At 45.3% G+C, this 26487-nt stretch carries 19 protein-coding genes; 15 read left to right on the forward strand and 4 right to left on the reverse strand.

The genetic code is table 11. The features are described 5' to 3' along the window. Positions 1-4: 4 nt before the first annotated feature. From N2K84_RS05810 to N2K84_RS05835, 6 genes are all read left to right on the forward strand, one after another. Positions 5-1000 carry a vWA domain-containing protein gene (locus tag N2K84_RS05810; RefSeq protein ID WP_282590845.1) on the forward strand — a complete coding sequence of 332 codons (996 nt, stop codon included), beginning with the start codon at positions 5-7 and terminating at the stop codon, positions 998-1000. An 11-nt stretch (positions 1001-1011) separates the two neighbouring features. Beyond that, positions 1012-2046: a vWA domain-containing protein gene (locus N2K84_RS05815; protein WP_282590846.1), complete on the forward strand. Its 1035-nt coding sequence runs from the start codon at positions 1012-1014 to the stop codon at positions 2044-2046. Further along, complete coding sequence (locus tag N2K84_RS05820; protein WP_282590847.1) at positions 2043-2828, forward strand: tetratricopeptide repeat protein; 786 nt, start codon at positions 2043-2045, stop codon at positions 2826-2828. The genes N2K84_RS05815 and N2K84_RS05820 overlap by 4 nt, the downstream gene beginning before the upstream one ends. Positions 2829-2909: 81 nt before the next feature. Continuing rightward, positions 2910-4736, forward strand: a complete 1827-nt coding sequence (locus N2K84_RS05825; RefSeq protein WP_282590848.1) for a BatD family protein — start codon at positions 2910-2912, stop codon at positions 4734-4736. 22 nt (positions 4737-4758) lie between these two features. Next, entirely contained in the window at positions 4759-5508 is a 750-nt protein-coding gene (locus tag N2K84_RS05830; RefSeq protein WP_282590849.1) for a tetratricopeptide repeat protein, read from the forward strand. Between the two features lie 90 nt (positions 5509-5598). Then, positions 5599-6465 carry an enoyl-ACP reductase FabI gene (locus tag N2K84_RS05835; RefSeq protein ID WP_282590850.1) on the forward strand — a complete coding sequence of 289 codons (867 nt, stop codon included), beginning with the start codon at positions 5599-5601 and terminating at the stop codon, positions 6463-6465. A 988-nt stretch (positions 6466-7453) separates the two neighbouring features. On the opposite strand, the gene dpp5 is transcribed toward N2K84_RS05835, so the two are convergent. Together dpp5 and N2K84_RS05845 are read right to left on the reverse strand one after the other, a co-directional pair. Next, positions 7454-9544: a dipeptidyl-peptidase Dpp5 gene (dpp5, locus tag N2K84_RS05840; protein ID WP_282590851.1), complete on the reverse strand. Its 2091-nt coding sequence runs from the start codon at positions 9542-9544 to the stop codon at positions 7454-7456. A gap of 176 nt (positions 9545-9720) precedes the next feature. Next, positions 9721-10407, reverse strand: coding sequence for a NigD1/NigD2 family lipoprotein (locus tag N2K84_RS05845; protein WP_282590852.1), 687 nt, complete (start codon positions 10405-10407; stop codon positions 9721-9723). Positions 10408-10579: 172 nt separating this feature from the next. Here N2K84_RS05845 and N2K84_RS20435 point away from each other — a divergent pair, with 172 nt between their 5' ends. The 4 genes from N2K84_RS20435 (at position 10580) to N2K84_RS05865 (ending at position 17837) form a co-directional block, all read left to right on the forward strand. Continuing rightward, complete coding sequence (locus N2K84_RS20435) at positions 10580-11080, forward strand: thioredoxin family protein (protein ID WP_345894128.1); 501 nt, start codon at positions 10580-10582, stop codon at positions 11078-11080. Between the two features lie 282 nt (positions 11081-11362). Further along, positions 11363-12472 carry an alpha/beta fold hydrolase gene (locus tag N2K84_RS05855; protein ID WP_282590853.1) on the forward strand — a complete coding sequence of 370 codons (1110 nt, stop codon included), beginning with the start codon at positions 11363-11365 and terminating at the stop codon, positions 12470-12472. 154 nt (positions 12473-12626) lie between these two features. Beyond that, a complete protein-coding gene (locus N2K84_RS05860) occupies positions 12627-15575 on the forward strand; it encodes a DEAD/DEAH box helicase (RefSeq protein ID WP_282590854.1) in 2949 nt (982 codons plus the stop codon). 84 nt (positions 15576-15659) lie between these two features. After that, a complete protein-coding gene (locus N2K84_RS05865; protein WP_282590855.1) occupies positions 15660-17837 on the forward strand; it encodes a S9 family peptidase in 2178 nt (725 codons plus the stop codon). 139 nt (positions 17838-17976) lie between these two features. On the opposite strand, the gene N2K84_RS05870 is transcribed toward N2K84_RS05865, so the two are convergent. Continuing rightward, the gene (locus N2K84_RS05870) at positions 17977-19806 is read right to left on the reverse strand and encodes a BamA/TamA family outer membrane protein (RefSeq protein WP_282590856.1); all 1830 of its coding nucleotides are present in this window, start codon (positions 19804-19806) and stop codon (positions 17977-17979) included. Positions 19807-20153: 347 nt separating this feature from the next. On the opposite strand from N2K84_RS05870, the gene N2K84_RS05875 reads away from it, so the two are divergent. After that, positions 20154-20879: an energy transducer TonB family protein gene (locus N2K84_RS05875; RefSeq protein WP_282590857.1), complete on the forward strand. Its 726-nt coding sequence runs from the start codon at positions 20154-20156 to the stop codon at positions 20877-20879. Positions 20880-21042: 163 nt separating this feature from the next. On the opposite strand, the gene N2K84_RS05880 is transcribed toward N2K84_RS05875, so the two are convergent. After that, a complete protein-coding gene (locus tag N2K84_RS05880) occupies positions 21043-22383 on the reverse strand; it encodes a cryptochrome/photolyase family protein (protein ID WP_282590858.1) in 1341 nt (446 codons plus the stop codon). Between the two features lie 344 nt (positions 22384-22727). Between N2K84_RS05880 and N2K84_RS05885 the strand changes: the two genes are divergently transcribed. The 4 genes from N2K84_RS05885 (at position 22728) to N2K84_RS05900 (ending at position 26487) form a co-directional block, all read left to right on the forward strand. Then, complete coding sequence (locus N2K84_RS05885; RefSeq protein WP_282590859.1) at positions 22728-23312, forward strand: RNA polymerase sigma factor; 585 nt, start codon at positions 22728-22730, stop codon at positions 23310-23312. A gap of 180 nt (positions 23313-23492) precedes the next feature. Further along, positions 23493-24143, forward strand: coding sequence for a PAQR family membrane homeostasis protein TrhA (gene trhA / locus N2K84_RS05890; protein ID WP_282590860.1), 651 nt, complete (start codon positions 23493-23495; stop codon positions 24141-24143). A 147-nt stretch (positions 24144-24290) separates the two neighbouring features. Then, on the forward strand, positions 24291-25274 hold the full coding sequence (locus N2K84_RS05895) for a dipeptide epimerase (protein WP_282590861.1): 984 nt from the start codon (positions 24291-24293) through the stop codon (positions 25272-25274). Positions 25275-25464: 190 nt separating this feature from the next. Beyond that, on the forward strand, positions 25465-26487 hold the full coding sequence (locus tag N2K84_RS05900) for a threonine aldolase family protein (protein ID WP_282590862.1): 1023 nt from the start codon (positions 25465-25467) through the stop codon (positions 26485-26487).

Genomic DNA, 26487 nt, shown 5'->3' on the forward strand with positions numbered 1-26487 from the left:
ACAAATGATGAACGGAATAGTATTTAAAAACCCGGAGTTTTTTTATTTGCTGCTGGTGATGGTACCCATGCTGGTCTGGTATATCTTCCAACACCGGAAAGCTGGCGCCAGCATCCGCTACTCCACCACGATGGGTTTTCAAAACATAGCTAAAAGCTGGAAGCATTATTTGCGCCATTTGCCATTTGCCATGCTACTGGCAGGGATTACGCTGCTCACCACGGCATTGGCCCGCCCGCAATCGTCAAACAGCTGGCAAAACGTAACCACCGAAGGGATTGACATCGTTATTGCCCTCGATATCTCCAGTTCGATGCTGGCCCGCGATTTTCAGCCCAACCGCTTGCAGGCCTCCAAAGAAATTGCCACGCAGTTTATTGCCGGGCGCCCAAACGATAAAATGGGGCTGGTAGTTTTTGCCGGCGAAAGCTTCACGCAATGCCCGCTGACAACCGACCACGCTGTGTTGATCAACCTTTTCAAAGACATTGAAAGCGGAATGATTGAAGACGGCACAGCCATCGGTAACGGATTGGCCACGGCAGTTTCCCGGTTGAAAGAAAGCGAAGCCATCAGCAAAGTCATCATTTTGCTTACCGACGGTGAAAACAACCGGGGCGAAATTGCCCCAATCACGGCTGCCGAACTGGCTAAGACATACGGAATCAGGGTTTATTCCATTGGTGTGGGAACCATCGGCACGGCTCCCTTCCCGGTGCAAACCCCTTTTGGCACACAAATCCGCGATGTGGAAGTAAAAATTGATGAAGAAACCATGCAGCAAATTGCAGATTTGACGGGCGGTCAGTATTTCAGGGCCACCAACAACGAAAAACTAAAACAAATTTATGATGAGATTGACCAGCTCGAAAAATCAAAAATAGAAGTAAAAGAATACAGCAGGAAAGATGAAGAATACCGGCAGTTCGCCCTGCTTGGCGCACTCGTGCTGATGGTTGGATTACTGCTGAAAACATCCCTATTTAGAAACATTCCTTAACTCATTCTAGCATGGAAATGTTCAGATTTGCACATACTGAATACCTATACGCCCTGGCCATTATCCCGGTGCTGATCTTATTGTTTGCCCTCACACGAATGGGCCGAAAAAGAGCACTCGAAAAATTTGGCCAAAAAGAAATCGTCAATCAGCTGATGCCAAATGTGAGCAAATACAGGCCGGTTGTGAAGTTCCTGATTTGGATGCTGGCACTGGCTGGCATTATTTTGGCGATTGCCCAGCCACAGTTTGGAAGCAAATTGAAAACCGAAAAGCGTAAAGGTGTGGAGCTCATTATAGCACTTGATGTATCAAACTCCATGTTGGCCGAAGACATCCAGCCCAATCGACTGGAACGGGCAAAACGAGCTATTTCGCGACTGGTTGACAACCTGAACGACGACAAGATCGGATTAATTGTGTTTGCCGGCGACGCATACACCCAGTTGCCAATAACCTCCGACTACTCTTCAGCCAAATTGTTTTTAAATGCCGTGAGCACCCAGATTGTTCCCCGCCAGGGCACCGCAATTGGAGCAGCCATCAATCTGGCCAATAATTCATTCAGCCCGCAATTTACCGGCAACAAGGCGATTGTTATCATTACCGATGGCGAAAATCACGAAGACGACGCCATTGGCGCAGCAACAGCTGCCGCCGAGAATGGAATTATCGTTCACACGATCGGCATGGGCCTTCCGCAGGGGGCGCCCATTCCGGTTATTCGTAACGGACAGCGCGACTACTGGAAAGATAAAGACGGGCAGGTAGTGATTACCAAACTGGACGAGCAAATGCTGCAAAAAATTGCCGCTGCCGGAAAAGGCATCTATGTGCGGGCAAACAATGCCCAGGTGGGGCTGAATACCCTTTTCACGGAAATCAATAAGATGGAAGAAGCCGAACTCGAATCGCTGGTATATGCCGAATACGAGGATCAGTTTCAATGGTTTATTGGGTTCGCACTTTTCTTGTTATTGATTGATTTTCTGATACTGGAACGTAAAAACAAATATTTGAAAAACATCAAATTATTTGGAAAATGAACATGAGACAAAAAACATATTCAGGACTTTTAATCCTGCTGCTGGGTTTGATCAGCATGCAACTTCAAGCCCAAAACGAGCGAAAATTTGTACGTCAAGGTAATAAAATTTACGAGCAAGCACTGGCCGACACCACGAAACTCGACACACTGGCTTTCAGCCAGGCCGAAACAGCTTACCGACGCGCACTGGACAAGCGACCGGACGACTTATATTGGAACTTCAACCTGGGCGATGCACTTTACAAGCAAATGCAGTTTGACCAGGCCACCAGCACCTTTGAGGAAGTCGCACAAAAAAGTACCGACAAAACCGAAAAATCACGGGCTTACCACAACATCGGCAATTCGCTGTTGATGCAAAACAAACTGGACGAAAGTATTGAAGCCTACAAGAATGCGTTGCGCAACAATCCGAACGATCTGGAAAGCAAATATAACCTGTTGTATGCTATGAATATGAAAAAACAACAGGAACAACAACAGCAGAATCAGGATAAGAATCAGGACAAAAACAAAGATCAGAATAAAGACCAGCAGAACAAAGATCAAAACCAGGATCAAAACAAAGACCAACAAGATCAAAATAAGGATCAGGATAACAAACAAGACCAGCAGAACCAACAACAACAACAACAACAACAACAACAACAACAAATTTCAAAGGAAAATGCGGAACGATTGTTGCAGGCCCTGCAAAACGATGAAGAAAAAATTCAGGAAAGGGTAAAAAAGGCAAAAGCCGAACAAGCCCTGCAGCGCAAGACCGAAAAAGAGTGGTAAATCAAGTGGTAAGTACAGCGAACTGCCAGAAATTCCCCTTCGGATAATTTGTTATTTTTGAACCGATTTAAATAACGCATAATGAGTAACATGATCAGAAAGCTCATCTTCTCAGTTTTATTAATGATCCCCGTTCTTTTTGCCGGGGCAGATAATGTACGGTTTACCATGTCGGGGCCCAATGTCGTAACCGTAGGCGAACAATTCCGGCTCTCCTTCACCCTGAACGAACGCGGCACCGACCTGCAATTGCCCGAATTATCAGGATTCGACATTTTGATGGGGCCATCAACCTCGCAAAGTTCAAGCATCCAAATCATTAATGGGAAAACAACCCAATCAGTTTCTTTCTCCTATATTTTCATTTTGAGGGCAAAACAGGAGGGCAAGTTTACGATCCGGCCCGCATCCATCAAGGTGGATGGAAAGATTTACGAATCCAACGAGTTGGAAATACAGGTAGTAAAAGGGCAGGCCGGACAACAAAGCGCTGCCTCTCAACAGCAACAACAAGAACCGGCAGCGGTTGCCACCGAATTAAGTAAAGACGACTTATTTGTCAGGGTTGAGCTCGATAAAAGGGACGTGTTCCGGGGAGAGCAGGTTATTGCCACCGTAAAAATTTATGTGTCGCCCAATGTGCCCATCACCAATTTTGAAGATGTAAAACTCCCTTCTTACGCCGGTTTCTGGACACAGGAGATTGAAATACCCAGCCAGATCAGTTTCACACGCGAAGTTTTCAACAATAAGATTTATCAGGTTGGCGTGCTGAAAAAGACCATTCTCTTTCCGCAGCAAACCGGCAAAATAAAAATCGATCCGTTCGAAATCACCTGTTCAGTTCGCCAGCAAATAAAACGGCAACGCAGTTTTTTTGATGATTTTTTTGACAATTACCGCACAGTTTCCGCAAAAGTTGTTAGCGAACCGGTAACGGTTTCCGTAAAAGAACTTCCATCGCAACCCGATGGATTTTACGGTGGCGTGGGAAACCTGGATTTCTCCGCTTCATTTGACAGGACCACTGCCCGTGCCAATGAAGCCCTCACCCTGAGAATGACCGTTTCGGGAACCGGAAACCTCCGATTGATTGAAGCCCCTAAAGTTGACTTCCCGGCTGATTTTGAAGTGTACGACCCCAAAACCAGCGAAAACCTACGTGCTACTGAAAATGGGCTCAACGGGAGCAAAACATTCGAATACCTGATCATTCCCCGTTTTGCTGGTGAGTACTCCATTCCGCCTGTCAAATTTGTCAGCTTTAATCCGGCTACCCGAAAGTTCAAGACCGATGTGTCTGCCGCATTCACCTTACAAATTGAAAAGGGAGACGACAGCCAAAGCACCACCGTAACCAGCGCTTTTTCAAAGGAAGATGTCCGTTTCATCGGAAAAGATATTCGCTATATTAAACAAAATCAATATAAGTTGAGAGAGAAAGAGGCATCTTTCTATGGAAGCCCGTCCTTCTGGTTTGCCTACATTGGATCGGCACTTATTTTCTTTTTTATCTTCATCGTTTACCGGAAAAAATTACGCGAGAATGCCGACCTGCAATTGGTAAAAAATAAGAAAGCCAACAAAGTGGCCCGCAAGCGGCTAAAAGAAGCAGCCAATTCGATGAAACACCAGAAAGCGGAAGAGTTTTATGAAGCTGTATTAAAAGCTTTTTGGGGCTATTTAAGTGATAAACTGAGTATTCCGGTAGCCGATCTCAACCGGGACAAAGCAACGGCGACATTGGCCAAACGTCAGGTTAGTGAAGAAGTTGTCAGTGAATTTATCAGCATGATAGACACCTGCGAATTTGCCCGATATGCGCCAAGTGCAGCTGGTGGCACGCTGGAGGAATTATACCGAAAATCAGTTGACCTGATGGGCAAATTGGAAAAACAGATCCGATAAGTAACCTTAAAATTTACGGAAAATGAAAGCGATTATTTCAACGATATTCATCCTGTTTCTGGCATTAACTACTTTTGCACAAAACCAACTGCTTGAAAAAGCCAACCAACATTACACTGCCGGCGAATACGAAGAAGCCATCAAAACCTACCTGGAAATCCTGAACGGAAATGTGGAATCTGCTGAGTTATATTACAACCTGGGCAATGCCTATTTTAAAACAAATCAGTTTACCCAATCCATTATCAACTACGAACGCGCTGCTTTGCTCGCACCTAATGACGAAGATATCCGGTTCAACCTGGAATTGGCCAACCAGCATGTGATTGATGCCATCGAACCCCTGCCCCAGGTATTCTTTGTGCGGTGGTTTCATAACATCGTGAATAAACTTTCAGCCGATGGGTGGGCAAAACTCAGCGTAGCTGCCTTTATTGTAGCTTTGTTGTTGGCCGGGATATTCTTTTTTAGCCAGGTAACAGCCATCAAACGAATTTCATTCTGGGCAGGAATCTTAATAGTAGCAATTTCCATTTTTAGTTTTAACTTTGCCGCCCGGCAGAAAAAACGGATAACCGAGCATAATTTTGCGATTATCACTCAGCCAAGTGTAACCGTAAAAAGCTCACCATCAGAAAGTGGCACCGATTTGTTTTTAATTCACGAAGGCTTAAAAGTCAAAATTAAAGACAGCTTGGGCAGCTGGATTGAAATCCGCCTGGCTGACGGGAACCAAGGATGGTTGCCCGCAAACAGCCTCGAAAAAATCTGATTAAATGCCGGCCAACGCCGGTATTTTTGTTTTGAAGAAATTTTTAAAACCATTTTAAAAGCGAGTTGTTTAACTCATAAATTTAAAATCATGGCTTATAATTTACTAAAAGGTAAAAGAGGAATTATTTTTGGCGCATTAAATGCTGATTCTATTGCATGGAAAATAGCAGAACGTGCTTATGAAGAAGGAGCTACCTTCACGTTAACCAATACTTCCGTAGCCCTACGTATGGGCGAAACAGCACAATTGGCCGAAAAATGCAACGCCCAGTTGATTGCGGCAGATGCCACCAACGTAGAAGACCTGGAAAACCTGGTTAAACAATCCATGGAAATACTGGGTGGAAAAATCGATTTCATTCTGCATTCTATCGGCATGTCGCCTAACGTACGTAAAGGTCGCCATTACAGTGACCTGGACTACAACTACCTGGAAAAGACCCTGGATATTTCGGCCATCTCGTTTCACAAAGTTTTGCAAGTTGCCCGTAAATTGGATGCTATCAATGAATGGGGATCAGTCGTTGCCCTATCGTATGTGGCTGCTCAGCGTACGTTTTACGGATACAATGACATGGCTGATGCAAAAGCCCTGCTGGAATCCATCGCCCGCAGTTTTGGCTACATCTATGGTCGCGAACGAAACGTGCGTATCAACACTGTTTCGCAGTCGCCGACCCGGACTACAGCAGGTAGTGGAGTAAAAGGGATCGATAAATTGCTCGATTTTGGCGAACGCATGTCACCCCTTGGCAATGCTACTGGCGATGAGTGTGCTGATTACTGCATCACGCTATTCTCGGATTTGACCCGCAAAGTAACCATGCAAAACCTCTTCCACGATGGCGGTTTTTCCTCAATGGGGATGAGCCTTCGTGCGTTGGAACAATACGAAAAGGGATTGGATTGCGAGTGCGAATGTGGCCCTGCAAATCCCAACCACAAGTATGATTAAAATCTGTTCATAACTTTCAAGAAGAAGAAACAAAAAACGGTGATATTCATTGTCTTTATTCACATATAGGAGTTATTAACTATTGTTGATAACAAAAGTGGAAACACCGTTCATTAAAAAAATTGGCTTACTATTGACTTGTATAGTCCGGAGGTTGTAACTTTGATTTATCAGGTGAGCGATAAAAGGCTGCTCCGGAAGATGAGGAGGAAACCAAAGTTCTTAGTTGAGCCGTAGTTAAGTCGATCAGGTTTAAGTACCTGCCATCCGAAAGAGCCGAAGTTTTAAGTGAAAGGAGTCTTCTCCGGAAGCTTAAATCAAGACAAAAAGATCGCACAGCGTTCTGGTAAGTTTTGACTGCAGCAGGAGTTTTCATAAAGGAATTCCGTTCCGGAAAGAAAACAAAGATGGAAGCGAGTAACATCCCGGAAATCTTCAAATTGAATGAAGCAAATCGAAAGACCAAACTTCTTCAAAAGCCTGCAAAGACTTCGTCCGGGAAGGGTTTCGCAAGAAATACCGAAGGACATCCCAAGGGAAAGGTTGTAACAAGCCAATTCTAAAGGACAGGGCAGTTTGAAATGGGCCGCAAGGTTTCCGTCAAGCCGCCGGCAAAAATAACAGTAGCCTGGCGCAGAAAATAACGCATGTTGTTGGACGTGAATGGGAGCTATTCATACAGAATGGTTCCCATTATTGTTTTTAGCCCTCCTGCTTGAAATAAATGAGAGATAAAATCCTCCAGGTTTTCCGCTTGATCCATAAATGGGATTCCGATGGCATCCTTTGGGGACGAGTAGTGTTTCTCTTGCTAACAGCCTGAGATGGAGGCTAGCCTGCCCCCGTATGGCCTTAGCGAAAACATGAGTTTTGTGGACAACTGTTTGTAAAAGCAAAAGATTGTTTCCCGTCAGAGGTATCATTCCGCCACACAGGAAAAAGGCCGTCCCCTTTAGGAAACGGCCTCGTATCGAATGTTCAGTTTAACTTACTTCAACCATTTGTCCAGCCAGTTTTTGAAAACCCGCTGCCAAAGGATGCCGTTTTGCGGTTGAACCACCCAGTGGTTTTCTTCCGGGAAAAACAGGAACTGTGCCGGTATATCGCGCATCACTGCGGCATTGAATGCTCCCATTCCCTGCGTGTAAGGAATGCGGAAATCCTTTTCGCCGTGGATGACCAGAATGGGCGTATCCCACTTTTCGACAAAAAGGTGTGGCGAAAAACTATACGAACGCTGGGCTGCCTGGTTGGTTTTATCCCAGTAAGGGCCGCCGATGTCCCAATCCTCAAACCACATTTCTTCAGTGGTTACATACTGCTGTTCGAAGTTGAAAATGCCACAGTGCGAAATAAACGCCTTGAAGCGGCCTTCGTGATGACCGGCCAGGTAATTCACCGAGAAGCCACCATAACTGGCGCCCACTGCTCCCAACCGGTTTTCATCCACGTAGGGCTCTTTAGCCACATTATCGATGGCCGACAGGTAATCCTGGATATTCAGTCCGCCGTAGTCCTTGCTGATTTGCTCCAGCCATTCCATTCCAAAACCGGGCAATCCTCGGCGATTGGGAGCCACCACAATGTAACCGTTGGCCGCCATCTGTTGAAAATTCCAGCGGTACGACCAAAACTGACTGACCGTTCCTTGTGGCCCGCCTTGGCAGTACAAAATGGCCGGGTATTTTTGGCTCGGGTCGAAGTGGGGCGGAAAAATCACCCACACCAGCATGTCCTTATCGTCAACCGTCTTTACCCAGCGTTTTTCCACCTTGCCCAATGTCAGCTGGTCCATCAGGCCCTTGTTAATGGCAGTCAGCGGCACGTCGGTTCCTGTTGCCGGGTCAACAAGGTAAAGCTCGGCCGGTTGCGACATGGATACTTTTTCGGCCAGCAGCTTTCCGTCAGCTGTTTCAACCACCGAATGATAATCATGCACACCATCCGTCAGGCGGGTGATTTTGCCATCTGCCAGATCCAGCCGGTATATTTCTTCGGTAGCATGAATATCGCTGATGAAGAAGATCGAATTTCCGTTACGGCCCCAGCTCAAATGCCCGGCGTTTTGCTCCCAGCCTGCAGAATAATTGACCTGCTTTTCGGTGGTCATGTCCATCACAAACAGGCGCGTCTGATCCGATTCGTAGCCATCTCGCTCCATACTGGTCCAGGCCAGCAGGTTGCCATCGGGCGAAAAAACAGGGTTCTTGTCGTAGCCTTTGTGCACTTCTGTCAAATTGCGGGTTTCACCGGTTTCCAGGTCATACTGGTACAAATCAGTGTTGGTGGAAAAAGCGTATGCTTTCCCGAGCAATTTTTTGCAGGAATACACAATCGATTTACTGTCGGGGCTCCAGGCCACCTGCTCCGAACCATCGAATGGCTTGTCCGGACTATCATATTTCTCGCCTTCCAGGATGTCTTTTCCCGAAGTGATTTTCCCATTTCCGTATTCGGCAAAAAAGATGTGGTTGTAGGTGTAATCGTGCCAGCTATCCCAGTGACGGTACATCAAATCGCTTTCGAGGCGGGCATTGGCTTTGGGAAGGTCAGGAAACAGATCCTGTACATTTTCATCCAGTTTTACGGCTTTGATATAGAAGATTTTACTAAGGTCGGGCGAGTAGTTGAACCCGCTAATCCCACCTTCAATTTCTGTTACCTGAACGGCCTCAGTACCGTCGGGGTTCATTTCCCACAGTTGTACGCTGCCTGATTCAGAAGAAAGGTAGCCGATCTTTTTGCCGTCGGGACGCCACCTGGCCTCCGACTCGTTCGTGGCCGTGTTGGTAATCCGGCTCACGTCGCCACCCGAAACAGGCACCGTGTACAACTCGCGGTAGCCTTTATTTTCATCTTTGTTGTAGTAGGTAACCGCAAAAAGCACCATCGTTCCGTCGGGCGAAAGCGTCGTGTTCCCCACCCTTCCGAACGACCACAGCACTTCGGGGGTCATTACATCGGAACTTAGCGTTGGCGTGCCTGGCACATAAGTTTTCTTTTCGTCTGTCATAGTTGTTTGTTTTGTGCAGGCACCAATCAGCGTGGCCGCGACAAGTAACACATAAAATTTTCTCATAGGTATGTAACGTTTTCAGAAATTTCAGTGTGCACAAAATACGTTTTTACCGAGAATATTGAAAGATCAGATGACAGGCTTCCGGCAAAATAACAATCTGAAAAGTGAATGCAAAAAAACACCCGCCTCCACAGAGACAGGTGCCATCTTAACCAATTGATGACGACCAACACGCATCAATAACGATAAACCCCTTCGTAAGTGAATGTTTCGCCATCATAATCGTCGCCGGTAACCACGTACGAAACTGAATCCTGTCCGGCCAGCTGAATAGCTGACAGTGTAAACGAAACAAAGGCTGACATCCTGTACCGCGGCTCGTCGGCATTGTCATTGTGCCTCAGCTCCAACTGAATAGGCTGATCATCGGCAGTCAGCCCACCGGGTTCTTTAACCAGGTTGATGTAATGGATTCCACCATTCCCGTAAAAACCCAGTTCAAGCGTCAATAAACTATCTGTTTTCAAAACATCCTTCACGTGTACCGGATCGTTCCCGATACTGTCTTCCGTTTCGGGTGTGATATCGAAAATCCCCTTAAACAGGATGTCCTTCATCGAATTGATCTTCACAAAGTACTGCCTGACATCATCGGTCACCAGCTTGTCGCCCACAATGGTATAATTCACCAAAATCCGGTCGCGGTCTTCCATCCCATGCGGACGGTATATGTTTACCGGGAACAACTCCGAGCCGTTGTCCATTTTCACGGTGTAACTTGTACCTTCCAGGTCATCAAAAGTTACCACACCGAAACCAACCCAAAATTTGCCCAACGAATAATCGTCATCATCATTCAAATCGCAACCAAACAATCCCAAGGCCAACAGCCCGATTAAACTAAGTTTCAACAACTCTTTCATAGACTTCCTCCTTTCAAACATTTAAAAAAAGATTGAAATCAGCCATGGAAGGTTGCGTTTAGGACGCAAAAAAAAGTGGCATGGCTATTGATGGATATCTTCTGATATATTTATATATTTACATGTTTTTAAAATGAAAATCATGTCCAGAAAACAGTTATACAGTAATAATATGAGAAAATTAGTATTTATCCTAAGCCTGGCAGCCCTAAGTTTTCAGGCTTGCGCAGCCGAAAACGGGAAAGCAAATCCGGCAGACATAGCAAGTGTTTCAGAAACAAAAGCAAATGAAGGAGGAACGACCCTCATCACCAAAGACCAGTTTTTAAAAGAAGTATGGAACTACAACGAATCGCCAAACGAATGGAAGTTCCTGGGCAAAGTGCCCGTCATCATCGATTTTTATGCGGATTGGTGCGGCCCCTGTAAAATTGCTGCGCCTATTTTGGAAGAAATTGCCAATGAATATGCCGGGAAAGTGAAAGTGTATAAAATCGACACGCAAAAAGAACGGGAACTGGCCGGTGTGTTTGGCATCCAAAGTATTCCGGCATTTTTATATATCCCGGTGGAAGGCAAACCGGTAATGACTGCAGGCATTGGCCGAACAAAAGAAGACACCAAAAATATGTTTGTCGAAAACATCAACAAGTTTTTGTTAACCGGGCAATAGAAAAATTCGTTGGTCGTTGGTCCTGACAATTTATCGAGGACTAATGACGACAGCAAACGACAAGGCTGTCCGGAAAGCTATTGACAATGGCGTGGCTGTGTAGGAAGTAAAGATTTCGTCAAAAACTGTCATTCCGAATTTATTACAAGATCAGTCTCCGAGTTGATTTAGATCCTGAAACAAGTTCAGGATGACTTTGTCAATTGCTTTCCGGGCTGCTTTTTTTACGGCCTCCGTTAAAAGGTTTATTTTTACAGCGAAAACAAATTTCGATTTTTCGCCATGAACCTGATAAAAAGAATACTGAAAGCCTTATTCCTACTAATCATCATTTTACTGGGCCTGTCGTCCTTCCTCACCAAACAGTACCTACAACTGGTACCCGTTGTGCTTATACTTTCCCTACTGTTTATGAAGCCCGTCCGGCATTTTTTGAGCGAAAAAATCAACAATTACAGCCAGCGCACCGAGCTGCTGATCATCATTTTCTTGTTGGTTTCCTACTTTTCTGCCGGAAAAATTTACCTGCGCTCCACAATTTACCGTTCAGCAGCCGACCGGGAAGAAATTATGGCCCGGTATGATGAGCTGCAAAAAGATTGGCCAACCGGCACTGAAAGCCTGTTCATCGGGAACCAATACGGTAAAATTCATGTGCTGATAGCAGGCCCGGATACGGCTCCACCATTATTGTTGTTTCCTGCTGAAAATATGGGCGCTGTTTCCTGGAGCGCCAATTTCCCGGTACTGGCAAGCCATTTCCGCTGCTATGCCATCGACCATCCGGGTGAAGCCGGGAAAAGCAAACTGGCCGACTTAAACAGCTTCCCGAAAAGCGAACAGGAACTGGCCCGGCTTTACCTCGAAATTGCCGACAGCCTGGGCTTGGACAACATGGCACTGGCCGGCGCGGGTACGGGCGGACGAAACGCGTTGTTACGTGCCATCAACGCCCCCGGGCGTGTCAGCAAACTGGCGCTGATCGCTCCCATGGGCATTCATAAACCCGCCCCGGAATTTCTGTGGCAGCGATTGGCCATCAGCATGTTTCCGCTGCCCGCAATCCGGCAAAAAGTGGCTACCTGGACGATTGGAACTTCGGAAACGACCGCCGCATGGACTGACTGGTACGATGCCGTATTGCGCGGATGTGTGCCCCACACGGCCTACCCCATGGCCATCGCCCCGGAAGAGCTCGCCAAAATTGAAGCTCCCGTGTTGCTGGTACTGGGCACAAACGATCAACACACCGGAACGCCCCAACAGGTGACGGAGCGCACCAAACCGATCGGCAAACTGCAAACCGAAATATTAGAATCCGCCCATCTCATCGCCATTGAAAAAACCCTCGAAACCAATCAAATCCTGCTGGAATTCCTGAGTGATCAGTAATTTCCCGTAACCAGCTGCTACTTTTTTCCTTATACTCGAAAAATAAATTTCCGCGACATTTCCCTTTCATGTATATTTGAAGTTTTGGGTTGAAGCAAGGAGTTTATCGGAACGCCTTCGCAAATGATATTGACTTATAATTTCATACGGGAATATGGCGCTGGAATTTATTGTAGGATTAACGGAACATCGCACCTTCGGGTATATTTTTCAAGCTTTTTTGATTGAAAAAAGAATCTCTTTTTACGCCATCGAAAAGCTGGTGAAACTGCGCGACTTGGCCTCCCTCAACCTTAATGAAGAACAGATCGCCCTCGTAAAACAGATTGAACAATACAGCGACGAAAAGCTGGTTCAGAAATTTTCGAAGCTAAAAGAAGCCAGCAAATTCTTCCAGCAAATGGATCCGGACTTGTTCGAGAACCACATCAGCCCGTACATCGACAAACACATAAACCGCATCATCCGCCTGTTAATGGGCGGACAGACACGTCTATTTTTTAAGCAGGCAAAATATTCCAACCTGTACGACGAAGACGTGATTACGGTGCCCACTACTTTTTCCGAATGTATTTTCCGGTTCGACCGTTCGGAGGCGGGTACGCGTTATAGCCTGCAACTGGAGCACGACAATAAACCGCTAAATCTATTGCATCGAACAGTCACCCTGGTTAGCAGCAATCCATGTGCCTTGGTGTGGCAGAATAAAATGTATGCTTTCGAAAAAATCAGCGCCAAAAAATTGCTGCCTTTTTTCGAAAAAGAAGCCATTTTTATTCCGTCACAGGTAGAAGATAAATACTACAAAAGCTTTGTGCTGAATACCCTGAAAGAACATTCGGTAAAAGCTACCGGCTTCACCGTGTCCGCAGGGGAAGGCAATAAGCGGGCCATCCTATCGTTGGAGCCCAACCTGCGGATGGAAGCCATTTTTCTGCCAAAATTTGAATACAACGGTAACGAATACCTGGCCAACAGTAAAACCGAAGTGGCCGTGAGCCTGAAACAGGAAAACGGGAATTATCATTTTATCAAAATTCTGCGTAATCGGGAATGGGAAAATGGTTTGCTGCAAACCTTGAAAAATTTGGGTTTGATTGAAAAAGACGGAAGTTGGTTTACCAAGGGCGCAGAGCTGCTTTCGGATATTGACCGTTTGTATGAATTGATTAGCTGGATTGCTAAAAACCGGCAACAACTGAATGATGCCGGTTTCCAACTTCAGCAAAACCAATTCGAAAAGCGCTATTTCACTGAGCAACAAGCGCTGGATATACAAATTAAAACCAATGCCGACTGGTTCGACATCTATGCCAATGTTACGTTTGGCGATTACCAAATCCCGTTCCTCAAGCTACGAAAGTACATTTTGAATGACATTCGCGAATTTGAACTGCCCAACGGAGAAACAGCCATTTTGCCCATCGAATGGTTCACCGAATACAAGGATTTAATGCACTTTGCCAAGCAGGACGGGCAAGTCCTCCACCTACGAAAATACCATTACCAGCTCATCCAGAAGCGGCTGAAAGGTATCGACAAAAGCTTTTATCAGCGGTTGCTCGATATTGGAAAAAACGCGGAAAAGAAAGTTGCCCTCCCAGCCAACATTCAGGCTACCTTGAGATCGTATCAGCACGAAGGCTTTTCGTGGATGTACCAGTTGTACGAGCACCAATTTGGCGGCTGTCTGGCCGATGACATGGGCTTGGGCAAAACCCTGCAAACCCTGACCCTGCTGCTGAAACTGAAACGACTCAAAAAGCAAATCGTCATCCCTGAATTTGACACCCACAGCGAGCAAATGAGTTTGTTTTCGGATACCGAAAATCACAAAAACGAGGAGCAGGCAGAAAAAGATCAACCCGCTTCGCTGATTGTGATGCCTACTTCGCTGATTCACAACTGGGAAAATGAAATCCAAAAGTTCACCCCATCGCTGAAAGTATATAAGCACTTCGGCATTCAACGAAAAAAGGCCGGTGGCTTTAAACAATTGTTGGGTTATTACGACATCATCCTAACCACTTACGGTACGGTGCGCAATGACTTTGATTTACTGCAAGAACATGAATTTTTCTACCTGATTTTGGATGAAAGCCAAAACATTAAAAATCCGGGGTCGAAAACCTACCAAACGGTTAGCCAACTAAAAGCCCGTAACCGACTGGTAATTACCGGAACGCCCATCGAAAACTCACTGTCCGATCTGTGGTCGCAGATCAATTTCATCAATAAAGGGCTGCTGGGAAACCTCGCTTATTTTAAACGCGAGTTTATCACGCCCATCGAAAAGAAAAATGATCCGGAGAAACAGGAAAAGCTGCAAACGCTGATCCGGCCTTTTGTGTTGCGGCGGACCAAAGAGCAAGTTGCTCGCGATTTGCCGCCGCTCACCGAGCAAATCCGCTACTGCCAGATGACCGGCAACCAAAAGCGTATTTACGAAAAAGAAAAGTCGGCCATCCGGAACCAAATTCTGGAGAACATTGAAAAGGAAGGCGTTGAAAAATCAGCCTTTGTCGTTTTGCAGGGACTCACCAAGCTAAGGCAACTCGCCAACCACCCATCGATGTTGCACGATACCGATGAAAACGAGTCGGGCAAGTTTGACGAAATTTTCCGTAGTTTGGAAAGCTTGATGGCAGAAAAACACAAAGTACTGATATTCTCGTCGTTTGTGAAACACCTCACACTGGTGAAAGAACAAATTGAGATGAAAAAATGGAAGTATTCCCTGCTGACAGGCCAAACCACCAACCGCGAACAGGTTATCAAAAGTTTCCAGGAAGATCCGGACAACCGCATTTTCCTGATTTCGCTGAAGGCCGGTGGCGTTGGCCTGAACCTGACCTCGGCCGATTATGTGTTCATCATCGATCCGTGGTGGAACCCGGCAGCCGAGTTGCAAGCCATTAACCGCGCCCACCGCATCGGGCAAGACAAAAAAGTGATGGTTTACCGCTTTATCACCGTAGACAGCATCGAAGGCAAAATTCAGCAATTACAGGAGCGAAAATCATCGTTGGCCGAGAAATTTATCAACTCTAACAACCCGTTCAAAGCCATCACCAAGGATGAAATCCTGAATTTACTCAGCTAGCGAGCTGTAACGAAACGAAAGATGCGATAACTCATTTCACCAAAAACAATTCAATCCTAATTTTACCTGCTTTAATAATAGATTATGAAGACATCATTTTTCTGGCTGCTATTCACGCTGTTTTTAACCGCAGTTTCTGCCCAAGAACAACTCAGTATCGAAGATGCCGTTGTTGGTCAATATACCTATTTAAGGCCCGAACGGCTTCAATCGCTGCAATGGAAAGATGACGAAACCTTTGCATACTTGATCAACGACACGCTTTGGGCCAACACGGTAAAAAAGGACTCCCCCACTGTTTTGCTGACCTTGGACGAACTTAACCAGTCGCTGGCCCAAACCGCAATTTCGTTGGTACGTTTTCCGGACTTTTCGTTTTCAGACAAAAACCGACTGCACATCCGGCACCGGAAAAATATGTTGCAGTTTAATTTGGCTGATCGGAAAATCAGTCTGAACCTCACGATCCCAGACGAGGCCGACAAATTGGATTTCTGTCAGGCAAACAGCCACTTAGCCTATATTAAAGGACAAAATCTGTTCATCTTAAATTCGGATGGCGAAAAGCAAATCACTTTCGAAACCCAACCGGGAATCGTTTGCGGACAGGAAGTGCACCGGCGCGAATTCGGCATTGAAAAGGGTACTTTTTGGTCGAACTCGGGCAAGTACCTCGCCTTTTACCGAATGGACGAAAGCATGGTTCAAGATTATCCGCTGGTTGATTTTATGACCCGCCAGGCCGAACACACGCCGGTAAAATACCCCATGGCCGGCATGAAAAGTCATCAGGTTACACTGGGCATCTACAACCTGGAAACCGGAAATACCGTGTCTCTAAAAACCGGCGAGCCAGCCGACCATTACCTGACCAACATAAGCTGGGGGCCAAACGACCAATACATTTACGTGGCCGAACTGAACCGTGAACAAAATCACATGCAGCTCAATCAATACGCAGTGGAAACCGGTGAAAAAGTGAAAACGCTTTTTGAAGAAACCTGTGCAACTTACGTGGAGCCACAGCACCCCCTTCAGTTTTCAAAAACAAACCCAAATCAGTTTTACTATTGGTCGCGCAAAGACGGCTGGGACCACATCTACCTGTTTGGCACCGACGGAAAATTAATCCGCCAAATCACCCGGGGCAACTGGGAAGTGACCGATTTTTACGGAACAGACGCAAAAGAAAAATTCATTTTCATCCAGGCCACGAAAGAAAGTCCGGTTGAACGGCACATTTACAGGGTTGAAATTGCCACCGGGAAAATCCAACGGCTCAGCAGCGCTACCGGCACCCACCAAGCCATGTTGTCGCCATCAAAAGACAAACTGATCGACCAATGGTCGGCGGTTGATGTGCCTTCAAAAACCGATTTGATAAGTACAACCGGAAAACAGTTGCGAAATGTCCATCAAGGCAAAAACACCCTCGAAGAATTTGAGCTGGGCGAAAACCGGCTCTTTACAATCAAGGCGGCAGATGAAAAAACCGATTTGTATTGCCGGATGATCCTCCCACCTGATTTTGATGCTTCCAAAAAATATCCGGTCATCATTTACGTGTATGGCGGGCCACATGCGCAGCTGGTAAACAACACCTGGCTGAATGATGCCGGTTTGTGGCAGTATTACATGGCATCCAAAGGCTACATTTCCTTTACCCTCGACAACCGGGGCTCGGCAAATCGGGGAAAAGCCTTTGAAGAGGTAATCCACCGCCAACTGGGAATTGAAGAAACCGGCGACCAGATGAAGGGCGTTGAATATCTGAAAAGCCTCCCGTATGTTGATACGGAGCGGATTGGAGTACATGGCTGGAGCTACGGCGGTTTTATGACCCTCAACCTGATGCTCCGGCACCCGGATGTTTTCAAGGTTGGCGTGGCTGGTGGGCCGGTAGTCGATTGGGAAATGTACGAAATCATGTACGGCGAACGCTATATGGACATGCCACAGGAGAATCCCTCTGGTTATTCCCAGTCAAACATGATCAATCTTGTCGATCGGCTGAGTGGCAAACTGCTGCTCATTCACGGCGTTCAGGACGACACGGTGGTCATGCAGCACAGCATAAAATTCCTGCGTGAATGTGTAAGGTTGAACAAACAGGTTGACTTTTTCGCTTATCCGACCCACCCGCACAATGTGCGCGGGCTGGACCGTGTACACCTGATGACCAAAGTAAGCCAGTATTTTGGGGATTACTTTCCGGTTTTTAACCCAGCTGAGCTATCCAATACAGCATTTCAGAAGAATTAGCCCGGATATACCTTATCGTCAAAGACATAGACATTAACTGTTGAAAAACAAAAAGCAGCCGGTAACAGTTGAAAACATGTGAAAAACAGGTCAGTTTCGCAAGTTTTCAACTGTTACCGTTTCATCCAACCACCTTATCTCAATAGAAATGCATCGGTTCGGGTTTTCGAGGCTGAAAACTGTAAAACGAATGGCGCCCCAATTCTGTAAAACCAAATCCCATAGCGCTAACATCAGACGGATGGCCGGGGTAAAAAGCTAAACGAAGCTGTAAGGTTTTAAAAACCAAACTTTCATTCCGGATTCGCAATCCGGCGCCAATACCAGTATAGTAATCTCCTGCAAATACCGACTGATTGGACGGGCCAATGATACCCAGATCTGTGAAACCAAAAAAGGCAAAATTGAAGTTCAGGATTTCCCGTTTTTGAAAGAGAACAGTTTCCAAACTAAGAACAAGCCGCTGCTTTCCGGTAGCCACATCGCTGTAAAAACCCCGGATCCCGTAATCATTTTTCAGAAACAGGTCTTCCTGTTCAAACCGGTTGATCCCGTACAAATATTTCAACCGGATGAATTGACGTGCATTTTGACCAAAGAAAGGGAAAAACCGGCTGATATAATTCAGGTTAAATTCCAGTTGCCCCTGTTCCTGACGCCGGGCATTAAAAAAACTTCCGATACCGGCAGATGCAAAAAGATAGGAAGGTTTGTAGCGGATGAAGTTCCCCGATGACAGATACAAATGGGCATACCATCGGTTATGAAATTCATGATCGTCGAAACCGACCACCAGTTCATGCAAAAAGCCCTTGGGTATATCTTCGGTGATGCCGTAGCCATAAATGTGGTGGTCGCGAATATAATTGCGTTTGGATAATGACAGTCCGGCCATGTACAAATTGGAGTTTGCAAAAAATTGGCTACCATCCGCCCCGGGTCCGGGCCGGCCAAAAAACTCCAGGTAACAAATCCTCCCTGACAAAACCAACTGCTTATTTTTTGCTGGTTGCCCTTTATTCAACTGAAAAGCATAACCGCTCCACCAGTCCACCGATTTATAATTTAGCGGCGTATCCGTAATCACCGGATAATGTTGATACAGCCGGTCGGTTTCATAAAAATGACAAGCCAGCAATCCTCCACCCCAGCGCGTTGATGTACGCAAAAACTGTCGGTCGAAATTGAATAAAAACCCTTCACGCCGGTACGAATTGGCATAGCCAAGAGTAAGGTTGAGAAAATCGCCATGAATATTATTGATGGTATAATAGCCTTCAAAACCGATATAAGGCTCTTCGTGGATATGACCAATTATATTGGCAGAAATTTGATGCCCGGCCCCCCAAATATTTTGGTTATACATATTGATATTGCCCGACTCTACGCCATTGAAACGAGCGCCGATCCCAAATGAAAAAACGTCTTTGGTCAATACTGTCAAATCTACCAGATTGGTGTCAGTCGCGTGTTCCGAAACCAGAAAACGTACATCTTTAATGTATGGAAGCAAGCGAAAAATACGCTCATTGTCCATCACTTTTTCCAGGTCAAGGCTATCACCAGGCTCAAATAGCACATTCTTTCGAATAATGCGGGTATTGGTTTTTGTATGCATTTTATTGGCAAAAACACCCAATTTCGAATGTGCAACTTGCGTTGTATCACGAAAAGTAGGCCCAAAAACATCCAGCGGTTTCAAATTAACCGATGCGATGGTTTTTCCCTGAAAACGCTTCAACTGCTCATATTGCCGGGTCAACTCCTGTTGACTGGAAACTCCGTTGACAATATTTTGATAAACGAAACGGGTTAAACCGTGGCGGTATGCTTTGGTTTTCAAGCTATCATAGAAAAGTTCCGCATCGTTTATCCCCGAAGCCACCGAATCAGTCATGGCATCACCGCCCCAGGCTACATTTGCCCGGATTAATACCACCGATATCCATATAATGCACCAGATCTTCACACGCGATTCCTCTGTTTTCAGCTTTCCTTTTTCAAAATTTCTTCTGCTGTTAAAAATAAACAACTAACCCGAAAAAAGATCTTCACTTCCAATTTACTTAATCCTTTGTCAAAACAATTGACTTACCTCTTTAAATATATCTGCTTTTTAAAAGCACCATCGATATTCTCAGCAGATCAATTTCTTTTGAACGTACACCGTGCACCAATATTTGAAAAAGCAAATAATAAATAGAAATACCTTTCTTTGTTTTTAACTTTACCCCTGCAAACCCGGCGCTTTAAAAACGCTTCAAAAAAGTACAAAATGCAGCCCGAGTCCATTAAAGGAAAGTAGAATTTTAGTTGATGAAGAAACTGACAACACTATACAAAGATCATATTTACGGCGTCATGGGGACATTGATCTTCCACATCCTACTGGTTAGCAGCTTCTTGCTTGCCGATGTCAATTTAAAGGGAGAGTTGAAAGAAGAGCCTGTTATCATTGACTTTAGCGACGTTGAAGACGATTTGCCCGAAATACCACAAGAAGAGCAAGAGGATGAAAACACCCCGGCACGTGAAGATCAACTGTCCACCACTACTCGTAGCAACCGGGCAGTGAACGATGCCGCTGCCAAAGATCCGTTTTTTGATGAAACATACCGACAGGAAATGGAAGCGGCCCAGAAATTGGTTTCCGATGTTAACAACCAGCTTTCAAAAAAGATTCCCGAAATAAAACAATTTGAAATGCCCGAAGAAACAACCGAAGGCGTTCATCCTGACTCCATCCGGAATACGATTTATTCAGGGGAAAGCAACATTCACTATTCACTTGAAAACCGATACCATCTGAGGCTCCCCGTACCGGTTTACCTGGCGCAAGGGGGTGGCACCATTACGGTTGACATTTGGGTAGCTACCTCCGGGAAGGTAGTGAGAGCTGAGGTTCGTCCGGCAGGAAAGATAAATGATCAAATGCTTCCGGAATATGCCCGGCAAGCTGCTTTAAGGACCATCTTTAATGCCAACCAGGCGGCTCCTTCACCGCAAAAAGGAACCATCACCTACACTTTTGTCGCTCAATAGCGGCAATAATTTAAAAGAAAACACTAATTTAACAACAATTAACAAATTTTTAAACTCATTTACTGTTTAAAAGCATATCTTTGTAGTACGTTTTTTTTCATAAGTTTAGGTTTAGTTAGGTTAGTTAGTTTAGTGAGAAAAGGTAGGCCAGAGGGTCTACCTTTTATTTTTTAACCGACTTAACAGCCTCACCTCCAGCCCGCTCCACCAACCCGGCCCGATACGTATCAATCGCCCTTTGCCGCGCCATTCTATGATCGACCATCGGTTTTGGATAATGATCCGTACCAAACTCCGGCACCCAGCGATGCACATAAACCAACTCAGGATCAAACTTTTCCTGCTGGAGGATTGGATTGAAAACCCGGAAGTACGGAGCAGCATCACACCCCGAACCTGCCGCCCACTGCCAACCTCCATTATTCGATGCCAATTCGTAGTCAAGTAGCTTTTCTGCGAAAAAGGCTTCACCCCATCGCCAGTCTATCAGTAAATGCTTGCATAAAAAGCTCGCTGTAACCATACGGACCCGGTTATGCATGAAGCCGGTCTGGTTTAGTTGCCGCATGCCCGCATCAACCAACGGAAACCCGGTAGTTCCCTCACACCACCGGGCAAAATCCTTTTCAGAATTGATCCAGGCAATATGATCGTACGCCGGTTTAAACGATTGCTTCTCCACCTGTGGAAAATGCCAGAGGATATCCATATAAAAGTTACGCCAGATCAATTCGTTTAAAAACGCCGACGAATATTGAACCGCAGCAGCTGTAACCTGCCGGATACTGATGGTCCCAAAACGTAGATGAACTCCCAAGCGAGAAGTAGCATCCACGGCAGGAAAATCGCGTTTATCTTTGTAAGCGGTCAGTATTTCCGGGGTAATTTCCTGTGGTGGAATCTCCAACGAACCGCGACGGAAGCCTATATCTACATGGTGAAATTTTCGCAATGGGGCCATCTTCAATAAATTACCCAGATACTTTTCGGATGGGTAGGGCTTCCAATCCTTTTCAGACAGCTTGGCCAGCCATCTTTTACTGTAAGGCGTAAATACCGTATAAGGCTTTCCGTCGCCATTCAATATTTCATTTTTATGAAAAATCACCTGATCTTTAAAAGCCTTCATCTCAATACCCATAGATCCAAGATATTCAAATATTTCCTGATCCCTTTTTCGGGCGTATGGTTCATAGTCCTGATTGATAAAAACGCGCTCAACCGAATATTCAGCTACCAGGCGCTTAAAGGCATCCAGCGTCTTCCCGTGATAAATCCAAAACGAACTCCCATCAGCCTCAAACTTATCCTGCAACTGCTGCACCTGCCTTAAGATGAATGACACGCATGAATCATCGTCCTCCAAGTCATTTAGAATATCGGTATCGAAAACAAAAACCGGAAGCACGGGCCTACCGGAAGTTAATGCTTTAAAAAGCCCATGATTGTCTGAAATTCGCAAATCGCGCCGAAACCAAAATACTGTTACAGGTTGCTCTTTCATTGTTGTGATTTTCATATTTATTGAAACAGCAAGTTACATCGAATAGTTTCATTTTTAATAAACACAAAACAAGCGTATGCAAATCAACAAAAAAGGCAACATCTCTTTCAAAATTAAACCACACAGATAAAAACATCTGAAACATCATGTTTTTAAAGAAAATAGCTACATTTACCCTTCAAAACCAACGGCCAAAAATGTTGAACGACACTCTTGTATATTCAACATTTTATAGACATATTTAACCGATGAACATCGTTGCATGAAGGAAATCAGGTTTTCAGCCAGAAAAGCTCTTTTTAAGGCTGTATAAACATTGGAAATTTTAAGCAAAAAGAGGTAAAATGATAAACTATACAAACGAAGAGCTCCTACATGGGATCCTCAGAAACGACAATTTGATCCTTCAGTATATCTACAAGAACTTCTTTTATAAGATTAACTTCTTCATCAAAAAAAACAGCGGAGATGATGAAGACTCGAATGATATCTTCCAGGAAGCAATTATCATTATCTACCGAAAGTTGAAAGCTAACGATCTGGTGCTGGACTGCTCATTTGAAACCTACCTCTATTCGGTTTGTCGATTTTTATGGTTGAAACAGTTGGAAAAAAGGAAAAACGAACGAGAGAAAATACGGGACAACCACGATTTCAACGATGATATTTACGACAGTTCTTTTGAAACAACGGTGGATATGAACGAAAAATACCGGTTGTACCAAAAGCATTTTAAAAACCTGGGGAAAGACTGCCAAAAAATACTCCAAATGTTTTTCGATAAAGTTCCACTGAAACAAATCGCGCAGGTTATGGGATTTCAGGGTGAGAAATATGCCAAAAAACGGAAATACAAATGCAAAGAATACCTGGTAAAAAGCATCAAGCAAGATATCGAGTATAAAAAAATCCTGGAGAACGATCTGTAAACCACCCGACTTGAAAAAATCCGGCAGACAACGTCCGGACGGGCCAAACTACAACGCGATCATTCTTTCCCAAAAAACAAACCGCAAAAGTTCGATCCTCTATCTTCCGGTTTAGTAAAAATAGTGTGAAATGGTTTTTGTATTTTTGTCGTTGTCATAGCTTTTGGGGGAATTGAAGAAATGGTAAACGGAAAAAGAAAAAGGCTGAGAAAAGCAGAAGAGATTGCCAACAGTGTTTCACACGGAATTGGCATTGCTTTGGCTGTGGCAGGCGTAACTTTACTGGTTGCTTTTGGGGCCGTTTACGGAAACATCTGGCACATTATAAGTTTCTCGGTCTTTGGGACCAGCATGATTCTACTGTACCTCGCCTCTACCCTATTTCATGGCGTAAAAAAGCCCCGGTTAAAAGTAATGCTAAACAAGTTGGACCATTCGGCGATTTATATTCTGATTGCCGGCTCCTACACGCCGCTTTCGCTTATTTCATTACGTGGCTGGGTAGGTTGGACCATTTTCGGACTGATTTGGTCGCTGGCCATTGCCGGAGTGGTTTTCAAAATCTGGTTCTACTCTTCCAAATGGAGAACCTTGTCAACCTGGCTATACGTAGCTATGGGCTGGTTGGTAATTCTGGCCATCGGGCCCGTAATACAAAACGTTCCCAACACTTCGCTTTGGTTTCTGCTGGCGGGTGGGGTGAGTTATTCGGGCGGCGTATTTTTCTATTTGTATCATCGGGTCCCGTTTTTTCACCTCATTTTTCACTTGTTTATCCTGGGGGGATCGGTTTGTCATTTTTTTGCTTTTCTTTATTTACTCCCCATCTAAAAACCTGAAATGGAAACTCCCGAAAACAACAATTATCTATCAGAAGCACTGACTGCATCCGCTGAGCATTATAGACCACTTGGAAATTTCCGGGCTCATAACCGAAAAAACAGGTTGAAATTGCGGTTTCGCCCATATGAACTGTTGATGAAGCACACTTTCACGTTGGCCAACAGTTCAAGGCAAAGCACACCAATCATGCTTACCGAAATTGAATACGACGGCTTTATCGGCTATGGCGAAGCTTCCATGCCGCCATACCTGGGAGAAAACCAACAAAGTGCCGCTCAATTTTTATCGCAACTCAACCTCTCCCAGTTTCACGATCCATTCCGTATAGAAGAAATTTTAAGCTACACAGATCGGGTGCAAGCCGGAAACACCGCCGCTAAAGCAGCTGTTGATATTGCTTTGCATGACCTGACCGGCAAATTAATCGGCAAGCCGTGGCATAGCATCTGGGGACTGAATGCTGCCAATACTCCCTACTCTTCTTTCACCATTGGGATTGACCAACCTGAGATTGTTACGGAGAAAGTAAAAGATGCTTCATCCTTCAACATATTAAAAGTGAAACTGGGTGCAGGCAACGACCGCGAAATGATTCACACGATCAGATCGGTCACTAACGTTCCCCTATGTGTCGACGTCAACCAGGGATGGACAGATAAACAGCAAGCGCTGGAACAAATTTACTGGCTGAAGGAACAGGGAGTGGTGTTTGTTGAACAGCCCATGCCCAAGCACATGACCGATGAAATGGCCTGGCTGACTGCCCACAGCCCGCTGCCAACCATTGCCGATGAGTCCGTGCAACGATTGTCTGATATCGCGTCTGTTTATCAGGTTTATTCCGGAATCAATATCAAACTGATGAAATGTACCGGCATGCTCGAGGCCAGCAACATGATTAGTGCGGCCAACGCATTGAATATGAAAATCATGATTGGCTGCATGACAGAAACATCCTGTGCCATTTCGGCTGCCGCTCAACTCTCACCCTTGTGCCACTGGGCCGATCTGGACGGCAACCTGCTCATCACCAATGACCTTTTTGACGGAATAAAGATTGTGGATGGCAAAGTTTCCTTGAATGAACTTCCGGGGATTGGGATAAAACCCAAAGGGTAACCAAGCTTCACCGATTAAGCATCCTCCTTTGTCACCCGTTAAAAAGCTAATCATTACAATAAAAACCCTGCCCTTCCAGAAATTTCATGCAATAGAAATATCGACGATAAAACCGCATTTGCCGGCAATTTTTATTAGTTTGGTCATTCAAAAAAATAAGAACAACTTAATCAATCTGAAAATTTTCATAATGAAACGAGGTTTTGCCAGTGACAACAATGCCGGAGTGCACCCGGAGATATTAAAAGCGATGGCATCGGTCAACCAGGGGCACATGGTTGGGTACGGCGGCGATCCGGTGACCGAACAAGCTGTCAATCAATTCAAAAAGGAGTTTGGAGACGATATTGATGTCTATTTTGTATTTAACGGTACCGGGGCGAACGTGCTTTCGCTATCCAGCCTGACACACAGTTTCAATTCCATCATTTGTGCCGAAACAGCCCACATTCAGGTAGACGAATGCGGCGCGCCGGAGAAACTGACCGGATGCAAGCTGCTTCCGGTAAAAACCGTTAACGGCAAAATCTTCCCCGACGAGATAAAAAAATACCTGCACGGTTTTGATTTTGAGCACCATGCTCAACCCGGCATTATTTCCATTTCGCAGGTAACCGAGTTGGGTACCGTCTATTCGGTGGAAGAAATTAGAGCGATTACTACGCTGGCACATGAATACGGGCTGTCTGTTCATATGGATGGCGCCCGGATTGCCAATGCTGCCGTGGCGCTTGACCTGCCTTTTAAAGCATTCACCAAAGATGCCGGCATTGATGTACTTTCGTTTGGCGGCACAAAAAATGGCATGATGATGGGCGAAGCCGTTGTCTTTTTCGACCCCGAACAGGCACGCAGCACCAAATACATCCGTAAGCAAAGCATGCAGCTTTTTTCGAAAATGCGCTTTGTAGGCGCTCAGTTTCTGGCCTATTTCGAAAACGAACTTTGGAAGAAAAATGCGTCACATGCCAATAAAATGGCCAACTTACTGGAAACTGAAATCGCAAAAATAAATGGTATAAAACTCACCCAAAAAACAGGGGCCAACGGCGTTTTCGCCATTCTCCCAAAAGAAATCATTTCCAAATTGCAGGAGCAGTACTTCTTTTACGTATGGGATGAAGCCACTTCGGAAGTCCGCTGGATGACTTCATTTGATACTACTGAAGACGATATTTACGGATTTGTGGAAGCTTTAAAACGATTGCTCTGA

Origin of the sequence: Gaoshiqia sediminis, assembly GCF_025907915.1 — a bacterium.
Taxonomy (GTDB): Bacteria; Bacteroidota; Bacteroidia; order Bacteroidales; family Prolixibacteraceae; genus Gaoshiqia; species Gaoshiqia sediminis.

Bases quoted from the DNA above. Each gene is read 5' to 3' on its own strand.
- N2K84_RS05810 (WP_282590845.1), top strand. From the start codon at position 5: ATGATGAACGGAATAGTATTTAAAAACCCGGAGTTTTTTTATTTGCTG.
- N2K84_RS05815 (WP_282590846.1), top strand. From the start codon at position 1,012: ATGGAAATGTTCAGATTTGCACATACTGAATACCTATACGCCCTGGCC.
- N2K84_RS05820 (WP_282590847.1), top strand. From the start codon at position 2,043: ATGAACATGAGACAAAAAACATATTCAGGACTTTTAATCCTGCTGCTG.
- N2K84_RS05825 (WP_282590848.1), top strand. From the start codon at position 2,910: ATGAGTAACATGATCAGAAAGCTCATCTTCTCAGTTTTATTAATGATC.
- N2K84_RS05830 (WP_282590849.1), top strand. From the start codon at position 4,759: ATGAAAGCGATTATTTCAACGATATTCATCCTGTTTCTGGCATTAACT.
- N2K84_RS05835 (WP_282590850.1), top strand. From the start codon at position 5,599: ATGGCTTATAATTTACTAAAAGGTAAAAGAGGAATTATTTTTGGCGCA.
- dpp5 (WP_282590851.1), bottom strand. From the start codon at position 9,544: ATGAGAAAATTTTATGTGTTACTTGTCGCGGCCACGCTGATTGGTGCC.
- N2K84_RS05845 (WP_282590852.1), bottom strand. From the start codon at position 10,407: ATGAAAGAGTTGTTGAAACTTAGTTTAATCGGGCTGTTGGCCTTGGGA.
- N2K84_RS20435 (WP_345894128.1), top strand. From the start codon at position 10,580: ATGAGAAAATTAGTATTTATCCTAAGCCTGGCAGCCCTAAGTTTTCAG.
- N2K84_RS05855 (WP_282590853.1), top strand. From the start codon at position 11,363: ATGAACCTGATAAAAAGAATACTGAAAGCCTTATTCCTACTAATCATC.
- N2K84_RS05860 (WP_282590854.1), top strand. From the start codon at position 12,627: ATGGCGCTGGAATTTATTGTAGGATTAACGGAACATCGCACCTTCGGG.
- N2K84_RS05865 (WP_282590855.1), top strand. From the start codon at position 15,660: ATGAAGACATCATTTTTCTGGCTGCTATTCACGCTGTTTTTAACCGCA.
- N2K84_RS05875 (WP_282590857.1), top strand. From the start codon at position 20,154: ATGAAGAAACTGACAACACTATACAAAGATCATATTTACGGCGTCATG.
- N2K84_RS05880 (WP_282590858.1), bottom strand. From the start codon at position 22,383: ATGAAAGAGCAACCTGTAACAGTATTTTGGTTTCGGCGCGATTTGCGA.
- N2K84_RS05885 (WP_282590859.1), top strand. From the start codon at position 22,728: ATGATAAACTATACAAACGAAGAGCTCCTACATGGGATCCTCAGAAAC.
- trhA (WP_282590860.1), top strand. From the start codon at position 23,493: ATGGTAAACGGAAAAAGAAAAAGGCTGAGAAAAGCAGAAGAGATTGCC.
- N2K84_RS05895 (WP_282590861.1), top strand. From the start codon at position 24,291: ATGAAGCACACTTTCACGTTGGCCAACAGTTCAAGGCAAAGCACACCA.
- N2K84_RS05900 (WP_282590862.1), top strand. From the start codon at position 25,465: ATGAAACGAGGTTTTGCCAGTGACAACAATGCCGGAGTGCACCCGGAG.